The organism is Actinomadura sp. J1-007 (genome assembly GCF_009793335.1).
Lineage (GTDB): Bacteria > Actinomycetota > Actinomycetes > Streptosporangiales > Streptosporangiaceae > Spirillospora > Spirillospora yumaensis.
Map to the genome: position 1 here is coordinate 6,684,494 of NZ_WING01000001.1, position 16,564 is coordinate 6,701,057.

General features: G+C 76.3%; 11 protein-coding genes and 1 pseudogene. 8 read left to right on the forward strand and 4 right to left on the reverse strand.

Annotation, left to right across the window (positions count from 1 at the left end):
- Window positions 1-342: 342 nt before the first annotated feature.
- The 3 genes from GEV43_RS30375 to GEV43_RS51440 all read right to left on the reverse strand — a co-directional run bounded on the left by GEV43_RS30375 (window position 343) and on the right by GEV43_RS51440 (window position 4,579).
- Window positions 343-2,970 carry a DUF6493 family protein gene (locus GEV43_RS30375; RefSeq protein ID WP_160823610.1) on the reverse strand — a complete coding sequence of 876 codons (2,628 nt, stop codon included), beginning with the start codon at window positions 2,968-2,970 and terminating at the stop codon, window positions 343-345.
- Complete coding sequence (locus GEV43_RS30380) at window positions 2,967-4,358, reverse strand: SWIM zinc finger family protein (protein WP_160823611.1); 1,392 nt, start codon at window positions 4,356-4,358, stop codon at window positions 2,967-2,969. Before GEV43_RS30380 ends, GEV43_RS30375 begins: the two co-directional genes overlap by 4 nt.
- 83 nt (window positions 4,359-4,441) lie before the next feature.
- On the reverse strand, window positions 4,442-4,579 hold the full coding sequence (locus GEV43_RS51440; protein WP_175249951.1) for a hypothetical protein: 138 nt from the start codon (window positions 4,577-4,579) through the stop codon (window positions 4,442-4,444).
- A 30-nt stretch (window positions 4,580-4,609) separates the two neighbouring features.
- Here GEV43_RS51440 and GEV43_RS51445 point away from each other — a divergent pair, with 30 nt between their 5' ends.
- From GEV43_RS51445 to GEV43_RS30410, 7 genes and pseudogenes are all read left to right on the forward strand, one after another.
- Complete coding sequence (locus tag GEV43_RS51445; RefSeq protein WP_175250161.1) at window positions 4,610-4,795, forward strand: hypothetical protein; 186 nt, start codon at window positions 4,610-4,612, stop codon at window positions 4,793-4,795.
- A pseudogene (locus GEV43_RS47685) lies at window positions 4,792-5,350 on the forward strand (citrate/2-methylcitrate synthase). The gene GEV43_RS51445 and the pseudogene GEV43_RS47685 overlap by 4 nt, the downstream one beginning before the upstream one ends.
- Before the next feature lie 84 nt (window positions 5,351-5,434).
- Entirely contained in the window at window positions 5,435-5,797 is a 363-nt protein-coding gene (locus tag GEV43_RS30390) for a hypothetical protein (protein ID WP_160823612.1), read from the forward strand.
- A gap of 96 nt (window positions 5,798-5,893) precedes the next feature.
- Window positions 5,894-6,238, forward strand: coding sequence for a DUF3817 domain-containing protein (locus tag GEV43_RS30395; protein ID WP_160823613.1), 345 nt, complete (start codon window positions 5,894-5,896; stop codon window positions 6,236-6,238).
- Window positions 6,239-6,364: 126 nt separating this feature from the next.
- Complete coding sequence (locus GEV43_RS30400; protein WP_160823614.1) at window positions 6,365-7,324, forward strand: helix-turn-helix domain-containing GNAT family N-acetyltransferase; 960 nt, start codon at window positions 6,365-6,367, stop codon at window positions 7,322-7,324.
- A 1,010-nt stretch (window positions 7,325-8,334) separates the two neighbouring features.
- Complete coding sequence (locus tag GEV43_RS51450) at window positions 8,335-9,678, forward strand: MFS transporter (RefSeq protein WP_160823615.1); 1,344 nt, start codon at window positions 8,335-8,337, stop codon at window positions 9,676-9,678.
- Window positions 9,679-9,692: 14 nt separating this feature from the next.
- A complete protein-coding gene (locus tag GEV43_RS30410) occupies window positions 9,693-10,991 on the forward strand; it encodes an alkyl sulfatase dimerization domain-containing protein (RefSeq protein ID WP_309239914.1) in 1,299 nt (432 codons plus the stop codon).
- A gap of 93 nt (window positions 10,992-11,084) precedes the next feature.
- Here the strand turns inward: GEV43_RS30410 and GEV43_RS30415 are convergent, their stop codons facing one another.
- Window positions 11,085-12,056 carry a helix-turn-helix domain-containing protein gene (locus GEV43_RS30415; protein ID WP_160823616.1) on the reverse strand — a complete coding sequence of 324 codons (972 nt, stop codon included), beginning with the start codon at window positions 12,054-12,056 and terminating at the stop codon, window positions 11,085-11,087.
- Window positions 12,057-12,687: 631 nt separating this feature from the next.
- Between GEV43_RS30415 and GEV43_RS30420 the strand changes: the two genes are divergently transcribed.
- Entirely contained in the window at window positions 12,688-16,470 is a 3,783-nt protein-coding gene (locus GEV43_RS30420) for a S8 family serine peptidase (protein ID WP_160823617.1), read from the forward strand.
- Window positions 16,471-16,564: the final 94 nt, after the last annotated feature.

Consider the following 16,564-nt stretch of genomic DNA (forward strand, 5'->3'; position numbering starts at 1 on the left):
GATGGCGGCGAGGGCGCCCCAGGACAGCGCGGTGACGATCGCGCCCGCGGCGCCGCCGACCGCGACCGCGGCGGCGGCGTTGCCCTCGGCCGCGACGGCGCTGGGCTGCGCCAGCCTGCCGACGGTGTCGGAGCCCGGCAGCGTCGCCGCCGCCGGCGTGCTGATGGTGACGCCGGTCGCTACGCCGACGCCGCCGAGCACTTGGGGGCCGGTCAGGACGGCGACGACGGGCCGCTGCGCCGGGTGTCGCCCGGCTCGGTGTCATCGCCGTCCTGTCATGAGCGATCGTGCCGTTGGGGCGTGAAAAGCCCGCTCATCGTAGGGGCCGGGGGTATGTGCCTCCTAGGTCAGCGTTCGGTGCAGTCGGGCCGCCTCTCGGACGAGGCGGCTCGATCCGCCGCGCGCGGCTACCGCGGCGAGGCCGGGGACGTCGGCCCGCGCGCCGGTCGCCTCGGCGGCCCGGGTGCCGAGGGCGATCAGGTCGTGCAGCCCGCTCCGGGGCCGTTCGCCCGGCGCGGGCAGCAGGGCGGGCAGCGCGGCGGTGATCACGGTGAGGACGTCGGCGTACGCGCCGGTGTCGGCGACGCCGTCCAGCGCCCGCGCGGCGCGGTTCAGCGTGACGGCGTCGCGGGCGACGAGCGCGCCGAGGGCCGTGCCGAGCCCGGCGGCGGGCAGCGCGCCCCGGCCCGCGAACGCCGCGAACGCGTCGACCACGGCCGCGCGCTCGTCGGCGGGCGAGGTCGCGAGCCCGTACGCGAGCACGTGGGCGGTCGCCGTCCCCGCGGGGCCGTCGGCCTCCGCGAGCTCGGCGAGCAGGGCGCCCTGCCCGACCAAGACGTCGTCCCAGTGCCCGGAGTACGGCAGGACGTGCGCGGCGACGACCTCGCGGTGCGACGGCAGCATGGACGGCCACCACGCCATGGGCCCGTAGTAGTACGGCCACGGCAGCGACTTCCATTCGCCGTCCTCCGGGACGGCGAGCAGCGGGGCGATGTCGGGCGGGAGACCGCCCGCGGCCAGCACCGTCGCGACCGTACCGGAGACGTACTCCGGCCGGCCGCTCCCGTACCGGCGCCCGCGCTGGGGGAGCGACACCGTCGCGCACTCGACGTCCGGGTCCGCGAGCCCGCCCGACGCCAGCCACGCCGCGACGGCCCGTCCCGCCTTGGACGGCAGGCGCGCGGCCCGGGAGACGGCGTCGCCGTCGAGGTCGGCGGCGTCGCGCGGCAGGCGCAGGAGGGCCTGGGCGAGGTCGGCCCGGCCGGGGTCCGCGCCCGCCGCCTCCAGCCGTTCCAGCCGGGAGACGAGCACGCCCGGGTCGATGTGGCCGCTGCCCTCCGTGGGGGTGGCCAGCAGGACCGGTGCGCGCCGGACCGCCGCCGACGCCTCCCGGAGCCGCCACCGCAGGAACCGGTCCAGGACCGGCACGTCCCGGTCGCCGCGGGTCCACGAACGGCCGTGCCGCAAGATGCCGCGCGCGTCGACGAGCCCGTGCTTCGGCTTCGGGTCGAACAGCGTCCGCACGCACATCGTGGCCCACACGCCCGGGTCGTACGAGTCGAGGGCGTGCGGGGACATCTCCCACGACGCGGCGTCCGGCAGCACGCGCCGGAGGGCCTCGCGTACCGCGTCGGCGTCGCGGTACGCCAGCTCGACCACGCCCGCGACGAGCCGTTCGGTCCCGGGCCACTCCGACTCGGTGCGCGTCCGCGCCGCGAACTCCTCGGCCAGCTCCGCCGGCGACCCGATCGGCGGCGGCAGCGTCCGCGGCGTGAACGGCGGAAGACCGGGCGGGACCGGCGGCCCGGCCTCCGGCTCCTCGACCTCCCCGAACGCCGCCGCGACCGCCTCCCGCAGGTCCGCGGGCAGGACGGCGGCGGCCTCGCGCACCGCCGCGCCCGTCTGCTCATCGGTCACGTGGGCCGCGTGCCGTACGGCGCCCTTGACGGCGCGTTCCCGCAGGTCGAGGGCCTCGGAGGGGAAGACGGCGGTGAGCGCGGCCAGCGTCGCGTCCACCCGGCCGCGCTTGCGGGCCGTGCGGTCGAGCCAGGTCAGCGCGGCGCGCACGAGCTTCTTCTCCGGACGGAACAGCAGCGCGTCGGCGGCCTCCGCGAACTCCGCCGCGCCGAGCCGCCCGTCGTCGTCCGCGCGCCGCACCTCGCGCAACGCCATCTCCGCGACGGCCGCGGGCGAGGCCGGCAGCAGCCGCACGTGGTCGCGCAGCCGGGCGAACGACTCGTCCGGCGTGGGCGCCAGCGCGTCGTGCAGCGCGACGAACCACCGCAGGTCCCGCGCCTCGCCGCCGCGCAGGAACCGGCTCACGCAGCCGTCCAGCAGCGGCTTGCGGTCGAACCGGCCCTCCTCGGCCAGCGCCGCGATCCGTTCCGGCCACTCCTCGCTGAGCAGCGCGCCGAGGCCGTCCACCTCGAAGACCCGGGGCAGCAGCACGTCGGCCCACGGGTCGTCGCGCAGCACCCGCGGATCGTACGGCCGGTGCCGCACCCATCCGGCGACGAACCCGTCCGTCGCCGGAGGCTCCAGCCCCGTGCTGCGGGCGAACGCCGCCGTGAAGTCCCAGAGGTCGCCCGCGCGCCAGTCCGCGTCGATCCGCAGCCGTTCGGCGAGCCGCCGCGCGACCTCCGCCCGCCACTCCGCCGGACGGTCGAGGGCGGCCTCGACGACGCGGCCCGCGAAGCTCTCTTGCGACCAGCTCCGCAGGTCGCGGCGGCTCAGCCACGTCGCGACGGCCGCGGGGCCGCCGAGCGTGCCCGCCCCGGCGACCAGCAGCGGCCGGACGGCCTCGGCGTCCAGCGTGCGCCACTCGCTCAGCGCGACGCGTTCGCGCAGGTAGCCCGGCAGCTCCTTCGCGACCGCCCGGCGCTCGGCCTCGTCCAGCCGCCGCGCGAACGCGGCGACCTCGCCGGCGTCGCCCGACTCGATCCGCTCCCGCATCGCTCCCCAGGCGGTCACCGGCCCTCACCCTCCAGCACCGCGGCGGCGGCGCCCTCGCTCTCCCGGACGGCGCGCGCGGCGAGGACGTGCTTGCAGGGCCCCCGCCCGCCCCCGTGGTCGGCCCACCACGGGCACGTGCACGACGCCCGGCCGCCGTCGAACCGCACCTGCCGCTCCCGGCCGTTGCTCGTGACGACGGCGACGTCCGGAGTGGCGAACCGGACCGCGCCCTCGTCGACCAGCGTCCGCGCCGACCGCAGCCGCGGGTTGAGCGCGGCCACGCGGGACGGGTCGTACGGCAGCTCGCGGTGGAAGAACGCCGCCTCGGCCGTGTCGAACCCGACCTTGCCGGACGTGCCGAGCTGCGTCAGCGCCGCCCGCGCCCGCGCGGCGCCGATGCCCGCACGCTCGGCCAGCAGGTCGGGCTCGACGCGCGGCTCGAACGACAGCAGCGCGCCCAGCAGGTCGGCGTCGCCGGCGGCCTCGTCGGAGGCGAGGGCCTCCAGCACCGCGCCCTCACCGGAGAACCCGCGCCGCACCTCCGGGGACAGCGACAGCACGTACCGCATCCCCGGCAGCTCCAGCTCCCAGACGCTCGCCACCGGCCCGCTCCCCGCCCGGACGGACGGCCCGTACGCGCGCAGCGCCTTCGCGAACCGCAGCAGGGGCAGCATCGTCCGCAGCCGCTCGGGCCCCGGCAGGCACACCGCGCCCGCCGCGGCCCGCGACGCCACCCGCAGCGACCGCCCGGCCGGAACGGCCCACAGCTCGCCGCGCGAGCCCTTCGGCAGGCCGCGCAGGAACCGCACGGCCTCCGGGGCCGCCAGCTCCGCGCGCGGGTCGAACCCGGCCGTGATGACCTGCACCTCGGCGAACCCGCGCAGCCACCGCTCGGGCAGCGGGACCTTCTTCTCCACCACCGCGCCGTCCAGCGTGGTGACGGCCAGCTCGTCCGCGCCGACCGCGAGGTGCAGCGGGTCCGAGCCGCCGACCCGCGCGAGCGCCTCCCGCAGCGGGCCGTTGACGTCCACGTTGGTGGTGCCGCGCTCGTGCACCTCGCCGTCGAGCGCGCCCTCCAGCACGTCCAGCCGCGCGTAGACGCCGCAGCACGCGGAGAACGACTCCATCCGGAGCCGGTCGCCGCTGCAGGTGACGACCGGGTCGCGGAACGACGTCGGGCGCGGCTGGTGGTAGCGGGTCCGCGCGACGTCGGCGAGGGCGGTCAGCGCCGCCGCGGCCGGCGCCGCCTGGGTGAGCAGCCCGCTGAAGAAGTACGGATGGGCCTGGGGTCCGGTGGACGTCGTGCCCCCGGAGGTGGACAGGCCGAGGAGCCCCTCGTCCAGTCCCGACGGTCGCGAGTACGTGTAGCCCTGCGCGGCGCTGGCCGCGGTTGCCGTGCTTGCCATGCCGGAGAACGTACGGCCGGCCGCCGACAATCCGCCCCCGGTTCCGAAGATCACGCGGCCCCCGGAACCCCCGCGGCGACGGATCAGTCGAGCTGCCCCGGGTGCCCGCCGATCAGGCGCAGCTCGTCGTCGGTGAGCGGGCGGCCGGTCTGCGCGTTGCAGAGCTGGACGAGCCTGAACGCCAGCTCCCCGTCCCCGCCCGCGACCTCGACGCCACCCACCCGTTCCGCCTCTCCCAGGACCCCGGCGGCGTGACGGCCACCGGCCGCGCCCTCATCGCCGGGCTCGTCGAGGCGCTGCCGCCCGCCGCGCGGGAGGACGGGCAGGGCCCCGGCGGCGAACGGAGCGGCCCGGCGGGGATCGCCGCGAGGCTCTGGACGCGCCTGTGCCGCAACCCGCCGACCCGGGCCTCCTGCACGCCCTGGAGGGCGCGATGATCCTGCTGATCGACCACGAGCTGGCCGCGTCCACCGTGGCCGCCCGCATCGCCGCGTCCGTCGGCGCCGACCCGTACGGGGTGGTCGCGGCGGCGCTCGGCGTGGCCCACGGCCCCTGCACGGCGGCGCGTCGTATGGCGTGGAACGGCTCCTCGCGCAGATCGCCGACCCGGCCGACGCGTCCCGCGTGATCGGCGAACGGCTGCGAGCCGGGGAGCGCGTCCCGGGCTTCGGCCACGGGTCTACAAGGCGGGCGACGCCCGCGCGACCCGCCTGTTCGGCCTGATCAGGGAGGCCGCGCCGGACCACGAGCGGCTGGCCGCGGCCGATGCCGTCCTGGCCGACGCCGAGCGCCGCCGCCTGCCCGCGCCCAACGTGGACGCCGCGCCGGCCACCCTCGCCGCCGTCGCCGGCATGGTGCCCGGCGCGGGCGAGGCGGTCTTCGCCGTCGCCCGCACCGCCGGATGGCTCGCCCACGCCCTGGAGGAGTACGAGCGCCGCTCCCCGCTGCGCCCCCGCGCCGTCTACACCGGCCCCCCGCCGCGGCGGGCCTGAGCGCGCCGAGCGGGGCCCCGGCGGCGAAGGCCCTCGGGTGGGGGTGTGCGCGGGTCGCGGGAAGGCGGGGGTACGCTCGTTGACGTGCGACGGTTCTTCACCCCTGGATGGCTCGGGCTGCATCTGATCGCCATCGTGCTGTGCGCCTCGTTCATCGGCTTCGGGTGGTGGCAGTACGACCGCGCCCAGGACGGCAACGACCGCAGCTGGGCCTACACGTTCGAATGGCCGATCTTCGCGCTGTTCGTCATCGTGATGTGGGTCAAGATGATCCGCGACGACCTGAGCGGCGACGACAGCCGCCAGGCGCCCAAGGTCATCGAGGAGCCCGCCGAGGCCGCGATCAAGCGCGCGATCATCCAGCGGCACGAGGAGGAGGACCCCTCGCTCGCCGCGTACAACCGCTACCTCGCCCGGCTGAACTCCGAGACCCACCGGCGCGACTGACGCGCCGCGCCGCCCGGCGCGGCGCGTGACGATCCGGCGCACCGGCGCGGCCGACCCCCGGCCCGCCGTCCGGCAGGCCGACGAAAGGTGTGAACTGTGGAAGCCGCGGTGACCAGGTACCGGGCTCTGGCCCTGGTGGTCGGCACGCTGTTGCTGCTGCTGGTGGTCGGCATGGTCCTGAAGTACGGCCCGACCGGCGAGGCGTCGGTGGCCGGGATCGTCGCGCCCGTCCACGGCCTGCTCTACATGGTCTACCTCGCCGCCTCGTACGACCTGTGGCGGCGGACCGGATGGCCGCTGAGCCGGATGGTGCTGATCGTGTTCGGCGGCGTCATCCCGCTCATGACCTTCTTCGTCGAGCGCAGGGTCGTCGCCGACGCGCGCGTCCTGGCCGCCCGGGGCGGCCCCGCCGAGGGCGCCGACGAGCGCGCGAACGCCTGACCTCCCGCCGTTCCTCCGTGGCGCGGTGCCGCCTCCCCTGAGTGGGAGCGCGTCCCCGGCAAACGGGTTGGAACGGGCCCACGCGTCCCCTAATCTTTGACTCAGTCAAAGATCATGGAGGCGCGCATGGCGGTCAGCACGGCGGACGTGGCGGCGGTCCGGTCGTTCAACCGGTTCTACACGGCGGTGATCGGCGTGCTCGGCGAGGGCCTGGTGCGGACGCCGTACTCGCTCACCGAGGCCCGCGTGATCTTCGAGCTGGCCCAGCGGGACGACACCGAGGTGCTCGCCCTGCGCCGCGCCCTCGACCTCGACCCGGGCTACCTCAGCCGGATGCTCGCCCGCTTCGAGCGCGACGGCCTGGTCCGGCGCGAGCGCTCGGCCGGCGACGCGCGCCGCCAGGTCGCGCGGCTCACCGCGCGGGGCCGCGAGGTGTTCGCCATGCTCGACGAGCGGTCGGTCGCCGAGATCCGCGCGCTGCTGGAGAGCCTGCCCGAGCCGGGCCGCGACCGGCTGCTCGCCTCGATGCGGTCGATCCGCGGAGCCCTCGGCGGCGCCGTCCGGGACGGCGCGCCGCCCGCGCCGCGCGCCGCGCGCCCCGACGCGCCGTTCACCCTGCGCGGCCTGCGGCCGGGCGACCTCGGCTGGATCGTGGAGCGCAACGGCGTCCTCTACGACGCCGAATGCGGCTGGGACCGCACGTACGAGGCGCTCGTCGCCGGCGTGGTCGCGGGATACGTCGAGAACCACGTCCCCGGACGGGAGGACGCCTGGATCGCCGAGGCCGGAGGCGAACGGATCGGCGGCGTCTTCTGCGTCCGCCGCGACGACACGGTGGCCCAGCTCCGGCTGCTGCACGTCGAGCCGGGAGCCCGGGGGACCGGGGTCGGCGCCGCGCTCGTCGACGCGTGCGTCCGGTTCGCCGCCGGGGCGGGCTACAAGGAGATCATGCTCTGGACCACCGCGCTCCAGCGCCCGGCGCACCGCCTCTACGAGCGCGCCGGATTCGAGCTGGAGGTGGAGGAGCCCCCGGTCCGCCGCTTCGGCGGCGAGATCCACGGCCAGTACTGGCGCAAGAGGCTCTGAAACGGGGGAGCGGCGGAGCGCGGGCCGCGGGCGGCGTTCGGCATGAAAAGGCCCCGGCCCGCGGAGGCTGGTGCCTTCGCGGGCCGGGTTCACTGGCAGCGTTTGCGCGCTGCCGTCCTGGCGGCCGGGACGGGGGTCGGGACGGAAGACCGGCCGCCTGGACGTACCGGCTGGCGCCGGAGCCTGGTCGGACCTGCTCTCACCTCCTCCCGGCGCCGTGCGAGGGGCGGCCGGGAGCCGCCGGCGGCGGCCCGGCGCGGCGAGCCCAGGGGCGGAGGGCCGGGCCGGCGGCATTGCTCGAAGATGCCGCCGGCCCGGCTGAGAGGGGCGCCGGTGCCGCGGGGGCGTACGGCGCCGGCGCCCTGTGGTGGTCGCGTGCGCGGGCCGGTCCGGTACGGCCGAGGACCCGAGGTGTGCCGACGGGGACCGTCATGGTGCGCATCCAGGCGGGCAGGGGGTGGTGCCGGATACGGGACGGTGCGCCCGAGGCATCCTCGGCCGTACGGACCGGTCCGCTGGGGGAAGGGTCCGTGAGATTCGCGAAAGCGCGGGCGCCGGTGGAACGGAGGGCGGTAGGGTCTGGGGTCCTGCCACCGCGCATCGGGTTCCTCCTCTTCCAGGGCCGGCGCGGAGCCCCGGGCCGTTTTACCGACCCGAGGGGCGCTCGTTTACTGTGCGTCACGATCTCGTTGCGGTAAGTACCCGCACGCCATGGCGACGCAAACCCAGGTCAACGAAGAATCGTGATCGCGATCATGGCTTTACTTCCGCATTACCGAACCGGGAGGGCCGGACCCCGATCCGGGCGGGTGGAACGTCGCGCAACGTCACCTCACGTCCGGCGACGGCACCGTTTGCAGCAGCATCGTCCGGCATCGGCGGGCATCGACCCACTCGTTGTGACATCTCACAGTGCGGCCGGGAACGAGGTGGGCTGAAGGTCCATTGCCCGCCCCCGGCCCTCGGGGAAGAGTGATCCGCACCATCCCGCCGCGGATCGGAGCGTACGCATGGAGCCTGCCGCGCCCGCCCCCTCCTCCCCCTCCTCTCCCTCCCAGCCGTCCCCGCCGCCCGCGAACGCGACCGCGCCCGCGCCGGACGCCCCGCCGTCCCGGCGCGCGTGGACGGTCGTCGCGCTGCTGCTGGCGTTCATGGTCGTCAACTTCATGGACAAGACCGTCCTCGGCCTCGCGGGCGACCACATCCGCGAGGACCTCGGCCTCACCGACACCCAGTTCGGGACGGTCGGCAGCGCCTTCTTCCTGCTGTTCAGCGTCGCGGGCGTCGCGGTCGGGTTCCTGTCCGACCGGATCGGCGCCGCCCGGCTGCTGACCGTCCTGGTGGCGGTCTGGAGCGCGTCCCAGCTCGTGGTCGCGGTGCCCGCCGCCGGGCTCGCCGTCCTGGTCGCCACGCGGATCACCCTCGGCGCCGCGGAGGGCCCGGCGTTCGCCATGGCCAACCACACCGCGTTCAGCTGGTTCCCCGACCGCGAGCGCGCGCTGCCCGGCACGCTGCTCACCGTCGGGGGCGCGGTCGGCGTCGCGGTGGGGGCGCCCGTGCTCGCGGTGACCATCGGCGGCCTCGGCTGGCGGGCGGCGTTCGCGCTGACCGGCGTCCTCGGCGTGCTGTGGCTGTTCGCGTGGCGGGCGTGGGGCGGCGAGGGCCCCTACTCGGCCCGCGCGGAAACGGCGGAGCCGGAACCGGGCGTGCCGTACCGGACGCTGTTCACGCGGGGGACGGTGCTGAGCGGCCTCGCGTGCGCGTTCGCCGCGTTCTGGATGCTGGCCGTGGCGGTCACGTGGCTGCCGCAGTTCCTCCAGCGCGTGCACGGGATCGAGCTGGAGAAGGCGTCGATGCTGGCGGCCGGGACGCAGGTCGTCGGCATCGCGTTCATGCTCGCGCTCGGCTACGCGTCCACGCGGATGCTGCGCGGCGGCCGGTCCAGCCGGGCCGCGCGCGGCGTGGTCGGCGGCGCCGCGGTCGCCGTGTCGGGATGCGGCGTGCTCGCGCTGACCCGCGTCGGCGGCGGCGCCCCGCTCGTCCTCGTGATGATGGTCGCGTTCACGGCCGGCAACGCGTTCTTCGGCCTCTTCCAGGCCGCCCTCGCCGAGCTGGCCCCGCTGCGGCAGCGCGCCGCGCTCCTCGGCACCGTGACGGCGGCCGCGTCGTCCGCCGGCGCGTTCGGGCCGCTGCTGACCGGCGCCCTCGTGGACGCCGCCGGGACCGCCGCCGCCGGCTTCCAGCACGCCTTCGACCTCGCCGGCGGGCTGATGGTCGCGGGCGGGCTGCTCGCCGCGGCGTTCGTCCGCCCGGCCCGGGACCGCGCGTCCCTCCAGAGTTCCCGCATCACCTGACGGAAGGAAGCAGTGTGACCATCGACATCCGGGCGTACGCCGACAAGGTGTGGAACGGCGCGAGCGACGACAGCATCGCGCACACCGGGCGCGGCGGGGACGGCGTCGTGGAGATCGCCGACGGGGTGGGCTGGAAGGCCGGCTTCGGCAACGTGGTCGCGTTCCGGGCCGGAGGGGAGCTGATCCTGTTCGACACCGGCAGCGCCCACGTCGCGGACCGGATGCACGCCGCGGTCCGGGAGTGGAGCGCCGACCCGCTGACGCTGGCGTTCTACTCGCACGGGCACATCGACCACGTCATGGGCATGGGGCCGTACGACGCGGGCGCGGAGGCCGCCGGGCGCCCCCGCCCGCAGGTGGTCGCGCAGGAGCGCGTCCGGGACCGGTTCGACCGCTACGCGCTGACCGCCGGATACAACTCGGTGATCAACCAGCGGCAGTTCCAGGCGCCGGGGCTGCGCTGGCCGACCGAGTACCGGCTGCCGGACGTGACGTTCCGCGACGCCATGACGGTGACGCGCGGCGGGCTGACGTTCGAGCTGTTCCACGCCATGGGCGAGACCGACGACGCCGCCGTGGCGTACGTGCCCGAGCACCGGCTGCTGCTGCCCGGCGACATGTTCATCTGGCTCACCCCCAACTGCGGCAACCCGCAGAAGGTGCAGCGCTACCCGCGCGAGTGGGCCCGGGACCTGCGCCGGATGGCCGCGCTCGGCGCCGAGGTCATGATGCCGTCGCACGGCGCGCCGGTGTTCGGCTCGGACCGGATCGAGCAGGCGCTCACCGAGACCGCCGAATGGCTGGAGAGCATCATCGACCAGACCCTCGCCATGCTGAACGACGGGTCGCGGCTGGACGACATCGTCCACGCCGTGAAGCCGCCCGCGCGCCTGTCCGAGCGCGTCTACCTCCAGCCGAAGTACGACGAGCCCGAGTTCATCGTCCGGAACCTGTGGCGCATGTACGGCGGCTGGTACGACGGCAACCCCGCCCACCTCAAGCCCGCCCGCGACGCCGACGTGGCGCGCGCCGTCGCGGAACTGGCGGGCGGCGCCGCGAAGGTCGCCGACGCCGCGCGCCGCGCGGTGGACGAGGGCGACCTGCGCCTGGCCGCCCACCTCGCCGAGATGGCGACGCAGGCCGACCCGGAGAACGCCGCGCTGCACGAAATCCGCGCCGAGGTGTACGGAGCGCGCGCGAAGGCGGAGCCGTCGCTGATGGCGACGGGCGTGTTCAAGTGGGCCGCCAACGAGTCCCGCCGGGCGAGCGGGCAGGAGGAGGAACCCGGCTCCCTGCGGCGTCTGGTCGTTTAAGCCTCGAAGCGTGCGGCGGGCCACGGTCGCGGAGCGGAGCGGAGCGGTGCCGCGCCGCGAGCGCGGCTCACCGCGCGCCGCGGGGGAGGCGGGTCAGAGCCAGCCTCGGCGGGCGGCTTCCATGCCCGCCTGGAAGCGGTTGCGGGCGCCGAGCTCGTCGCTCAGGGCCTTCATGCGGCGGCGGGTCGTCCGGGTGGAGAGGCCGAGCTGGCGGGCGATGGCGTCGTCCTTGAGGCCCATCGCCAGGAGTTCGATCAGGCGGCGGTCCTCCTCGGCGGGGCCGCCGGAGGCGGGGGCGGGCGGTGAGGCGAACGGGATCGCGCGCTGCCACAGCGCCTCGAACAGCATGACCAGGCTGTCCAGCAGCGACGACGGGTGGACCACCACCGTCTGGCCGATCACGTCGTCGGCGACGAGCGGCAGCAGGGCGATGCGGCGGTCGGCGATGACGAGCTTCATCGGCAGGCCGTCGAGGATGCGGGCCTCCTCGCCGAGGGAGCGCAGCTCCAGGACGGTGTCCGGGGCGCCCGGCACCGACAGGGACTCCGGCGCGTAGATCGCGCGCCAGCGGACGCCGCGTTCCAGGATCGGGCGCTGCCAGGGGTTGCCGCCCGCCTGCACGTACGGGGGGCGGTCGAACATCAGCATCTCTTCGGCGACCGTCGCCTGGATCTGCGCGAAGCGCCGTCCGGACGCCTCCGCGCCCGCGATCACCTCGACGAGCTCGCCCGGCTGCCGGGCGCGCGCGGACGCCCGGAACCGCTCCATCAGCTCCCCGGTCTCCAGCCGCAGCCGCTGGAGCTGCTCCATCCGGCGGCTGACGAGGATCTCGACGGCCGCCTCCGGCATGGTCGCCGACCAGCGGCGCGGCGTCCCCGACGACCGGCCGACCAGGCCGAGCCGCTCCAGCCGGGCGAGGGGGCGGGCGAGCCGCGCTGGCGGGACGCCGCGGGCGGCGGCGAGCTCGGCGGCGGTGCTGCCGGGCGCGTCGAGAACGGCCTGGTAGACCCGCTCGTCGGCGGCGGAGAGCCCGACGGGCTCGAACAGGTTGGCGTCGTCGCTCATCGTTCCCCCACGCGTGAAGATGATCTACACCGTAGATGGCACAAACGTGCCGTTGTCACCAGGTGGACGGGCGAAAACGTCGACAGTGGCGATCTTCGGAACGTAGGACCGGGGGGACACCTGATCTTCGAGGGAGCCCCCGTGACGCCATCGCGATCCCGCCACCGTCCGAGACCCCGCCTCCGTCCCCCGACCTCGCCCGCCTGCGGCGCGGCGCGGCGGCCGTGCTGCTCGCGGCGGTCCCGGTCACCGTCGCCGTCCCGCGCGCGCTGGCCGGGGAGGGCGGCGACCGGACGACGGACCTGATCATCGAGTTCGCCGCCGCGCCGGCGGCGACCGCCGCGACCGCTCCGGCCGGGCTGCGGGCCGCCGCGGCGCGGCAGGCCGTCGCGGAACGGCGGGGAACGCTGCGGGCCGGGCAGCGCGACCTGCTCGCGAAGGCGAGGTCGCGGGGCGTCCGGCTGACCGAGAAGCGGTCGTTCACGCTGCTGTTCAACGGCGTGGCGGTGCGCGCCAGGGAACGCGACCGGGCCGCGCTCGCCTCGCTGCCCGGCGTCGCGGCCGTCCACCCCGACCTGACGATGCGCCGCGCCGACACCGCGAGCAACGAGCTGACCGGCGTGCCGGGCGTGTGGAAGCGCAAGGCGCCGGACGGGCGCGGGACGCGCGGCGACGGCACCACGGTCGCGGTGGTGGACACCGGGATCGACTACCGGCACCCGGACCTCGGCGGGGGTTCGGGCAGGGCCGCAAGGTCGCGGCCGGGTACGACTTCGTCAACGGCGACGGCGACCCGCGGGACGACAACGGGCACGGCACGCACGTCGCCGGGATCATCGCGGGCGACGGCGGGGTCCAGGGCGTGGCGCCCAAGGCCGGGCTGGCCGCCTACAAGGTGCTGGACGGACGGGGGCAGGGCGCGGAGTCGACCGTCCTCGCCGGGCTGGAGGCCGCCGCCGACCCCGCCGCCGCGCACCCCGCCGACGTGATCAACATGAGCCTCGGCGCGGCCGGCGACGGCACCGAGCCGATCGGCCGCGCCGCGACCCGGGCCGCGCAGTCCGGGATCGTGGTGGTCGCCGCCGCGGGCAACGAGGGCCCCGGCGCGCAGACCGTCGGGACGCCCGCCGCCGCGGACGGCGTGATCTCGGTCGGCGCGAGCACCAGCGGGGTGCGGGTGCCGCGGCTCAGCGTCGTCCGGCCCGCGAAGGAGAACGTCCAGGCGTTCCGCAACGCGCTGTCGGCCGTCCCGCCCGCGCGCGCGTCGGACGCCGCGCTGCTCGACGGCGGGCACGGCACCGCGGAGGAGCTGGACGGACTCGGCGACGTCAAGGGCGCGGTCGTGCTCGTCCGCGGCGTGGACGTCACGGAGACCGAGCCCGTCGCGCGCGAGATCGAGAGGCGGGGCGCGCTCGCCGCGCTGTTCGGCGGCGAGGAGAGCTCGGGCCCGCAGCTCGCGGCGGAACGTTCCGGAACGGCCGCGAAGCCCCCGTCCGGGCCGCCGCGGGACCGCTTCGCCACCGGTGACGGCCGCCTCGGCAGGCTCGTGGTCCTGGACGCCGACGCGTACGAGACCGCGCACCTGCTGGGCCTGCTCGGCAAGGGGAAGGTCCGGCTGCGGCTGGCGTCCGAGGACGCCACCGACCGGCTCGCCGACTTCAGCTCGCGCGGGCCGTCCGACAGGTTCGGGACCAAGCCCGACCTCGTCGCGCCCGGCGTCGAGATCCTCTCCACGGTCCCGGACGGCGGGACCGAACGGCTGTCGGGCACGAGCATGGCGGGCCCGCACGTGGCGGGCGCGGCGGCGCTGCTGCGCCAGCTCCACCCGGACCGTCCGGCCACCGCGATCGGCGGCGCGCTCGTCGCGGGCGCGAAGCGGCTGGACGGCCTCGCGCCCGGCGAGCAGGGCGCGGGACGGCTCGACCTGCCCGCCGCCGCCGACGCGGACGTGACCGCCTCGCCGCCCGCGCTGTCGCTCGGCCTCGCCGACCTCTCGGGCCGTACGGTGCGCGGGACCGGAACGGTCCGCCTCGCCAACGCGGGGAAGCGCCGGGCCACCGTCCCGCTGCGCGCACGCGGGTTCGGGAACCGCGCGGACGTGCGGATCTCGCCGCGCACCGTGTCGATCCCGGCGGGACGCAGCGCGGACGTCAAGGTCACCGTCTCGGCCCGCACGCCGGAACGCGACGCGGACCTGACCGGCTGGATCGAGTCGTCCGGCCGCGTCCGGGTCCGGGTCCCGTACCTGCTGGCCGCTCGCCACTTCACCGTCCACACCTCGCCCGACCCGAGCGACGGCGCGTCCGAGGCGTTCGTCCACGCCCCGGTCGCGCTCCAGGCGCCGCCCGTCGTCGCGGTGACCGGCCCCGACGGCCGGACGGCCGAGGTCACGGCGAGGCTCGACCACGACCAGTGGTGGCGGGCCCCGCTGCGCGGCGACCGCGCGGGCACGTACCGGGTCACCGCCCGCGGGAGTACGGCGCGGGGCCGCGTGCTCACCGGCGACGCCGCGTTCGAGGTGACGCCCGCCGACGCGCGCGGCGCGCACTGGGACCCCGTCGGCCCGAACTCCGGCTCCGGCGCGATCGCGACGACGCCGGCGGCGCCCGGCCAGGCCGCGCTGTCCCAGTTCGGCGACTCGGGCGTCTGGCTGACCACCGACCGGGGCGGTTCCTGGCGGCAGCAGCGCAGGCTCCCCGTCGGCCCGCGCATCGGCGGCACCGGACGGGTCGTGATCGACCCGCGCGACGGCCGCCGGATGTGGAACGCCGTCAGCTCCGGCTCGTTCACCGCCGGCCAGGTCGATCCCACCTACCAGGGCAAGATCCTGCGCACCGAGGACGGCGGGCGCACGTGGACGACCCTGAGGTTCCCCGACGTGGCGGTCGACGGCCTCGTCATCGACCCGTCCGGGACGACCCTGGTCGCGCTCGCGGGCGACGCGTTCCACGTCAGCCGCGACCGGGGCGCCACCTGGCAGGCCCGCCCGGCGCCGTGGGGCTCGCGGCCGAGCGACCTGTCCATCTCGGGCGGCGCCCTCTTCGTCGCCGCGCACGACGGCGTCTGGACGGTTCCGGGCATCACCGGCGACGCGCCGGGCGACGCGCGGCTCGCGCTCGCCGCGCCCGGCACGCGCCACGTCCAGGGCGACGGCACGATGGTCGTGACCGATGCCAACAACGGGACCGTGCGGGGCTCCCGCGACGGCGGCGCGACGTGGAAGCAGCTCTACCAGGTGCCGAGGGGCTTCCCGCAGAGCCTCCGCATCGTGGACGGCGACATCCTCATCGGCTCGTACACCGAGGAGCACGTCGGCAAGGACCACGGCGCCGACTGGACGACGTGGAAGGAGCCGATCGAGGGGGCCATCGAGAACGACTTCGGGGCCTGGGGGTCCGGCGGCGACCGCGAGACGCTGCTGTCGTCCGAGCGGGCGGGCCTGTTCGCCACCCGGGACGGCGGCGGCTCGTACACCCGCGTCGGCATCCAGGGGGCGACCGTCCACGACCTCGCCATGGCGAACGGCGCGGACGGCCGCCCGTCGCTCATCGCCGCCACCGACTTCGACCTCTACCGCACCGCCCCGCCCACCGGCGCCGTCACCGCGCGCACGCGCGAGTGGGGGACGGCGAAGGAGGCGTACTTCGGCACGGCCGTCGGGCAGCTCGCCGTCTCGCCCCGCGATCCGCGCGAGGTGTGGAAGGTCGTGACGAGCCCGTCGGTGGACGTGTTCAAGGTCCTGCGCAGCCAGGACGGCGGCGCCACGTGGAAGCAGGTCGTCCGGGCCCAGGAGACCCCGTACGACCTGCTCGTCCACCCGGCCGACCCGAAGCGGATCGCGGTCCCGTTCAAGACCCTGCGGGACTCGGGCCTGCTCGCCAGCGACGACGGCGGGGCGACGTGGCGGCGGCTCCTGCACGGCCACGTCTTCACGACCGCCGCGGGCGACCCGAAGGACCCCCGGCGGATCTGGCTCGGCGACCGCGACGGCCTCTACCGCTCGGACGACGGCGGCGAGACGGTCACCAAGGTGCAGGACGGCCCGGTCACCAAGGTGTTCACCGACCCGTCCTCGCCCCGCCGGGTGATCGCGGCCGGGGCGGTGATCCGGGTCAGCGACGACGGCGGGCGCACGTTCCGCGAGGCGCGCGCCGGCGGCCCGCCGATGCGCGTGACCGACGTCGTCGCCGCCCGCGGCGGCGCGCTGTACGCCTCGACGGGCGCGTTCACCGACGCGGGCCTGCTCAAGGGCGGCCGGGGCGTCCTGCGCAGCACCGACGGCGGCCGTACGTGGGCGAACGTGTCGGGCGACCTCCAGAACACGGCCGTCACCGCGCTCACCGCGACCCCCGACGGCGCGTGGCTCTACGCGGGAACGCAGGACGGCGGCGTCCACCGCCTCCGCCTCCGCTGACCCGCGCCCGCTGACGAACGGGCCCCGGACCCCTCCGGGGCCCGTTCACGCGTTTCCGCCCGTCCCGCACACCCGTACGCCGGACGAATCGGGC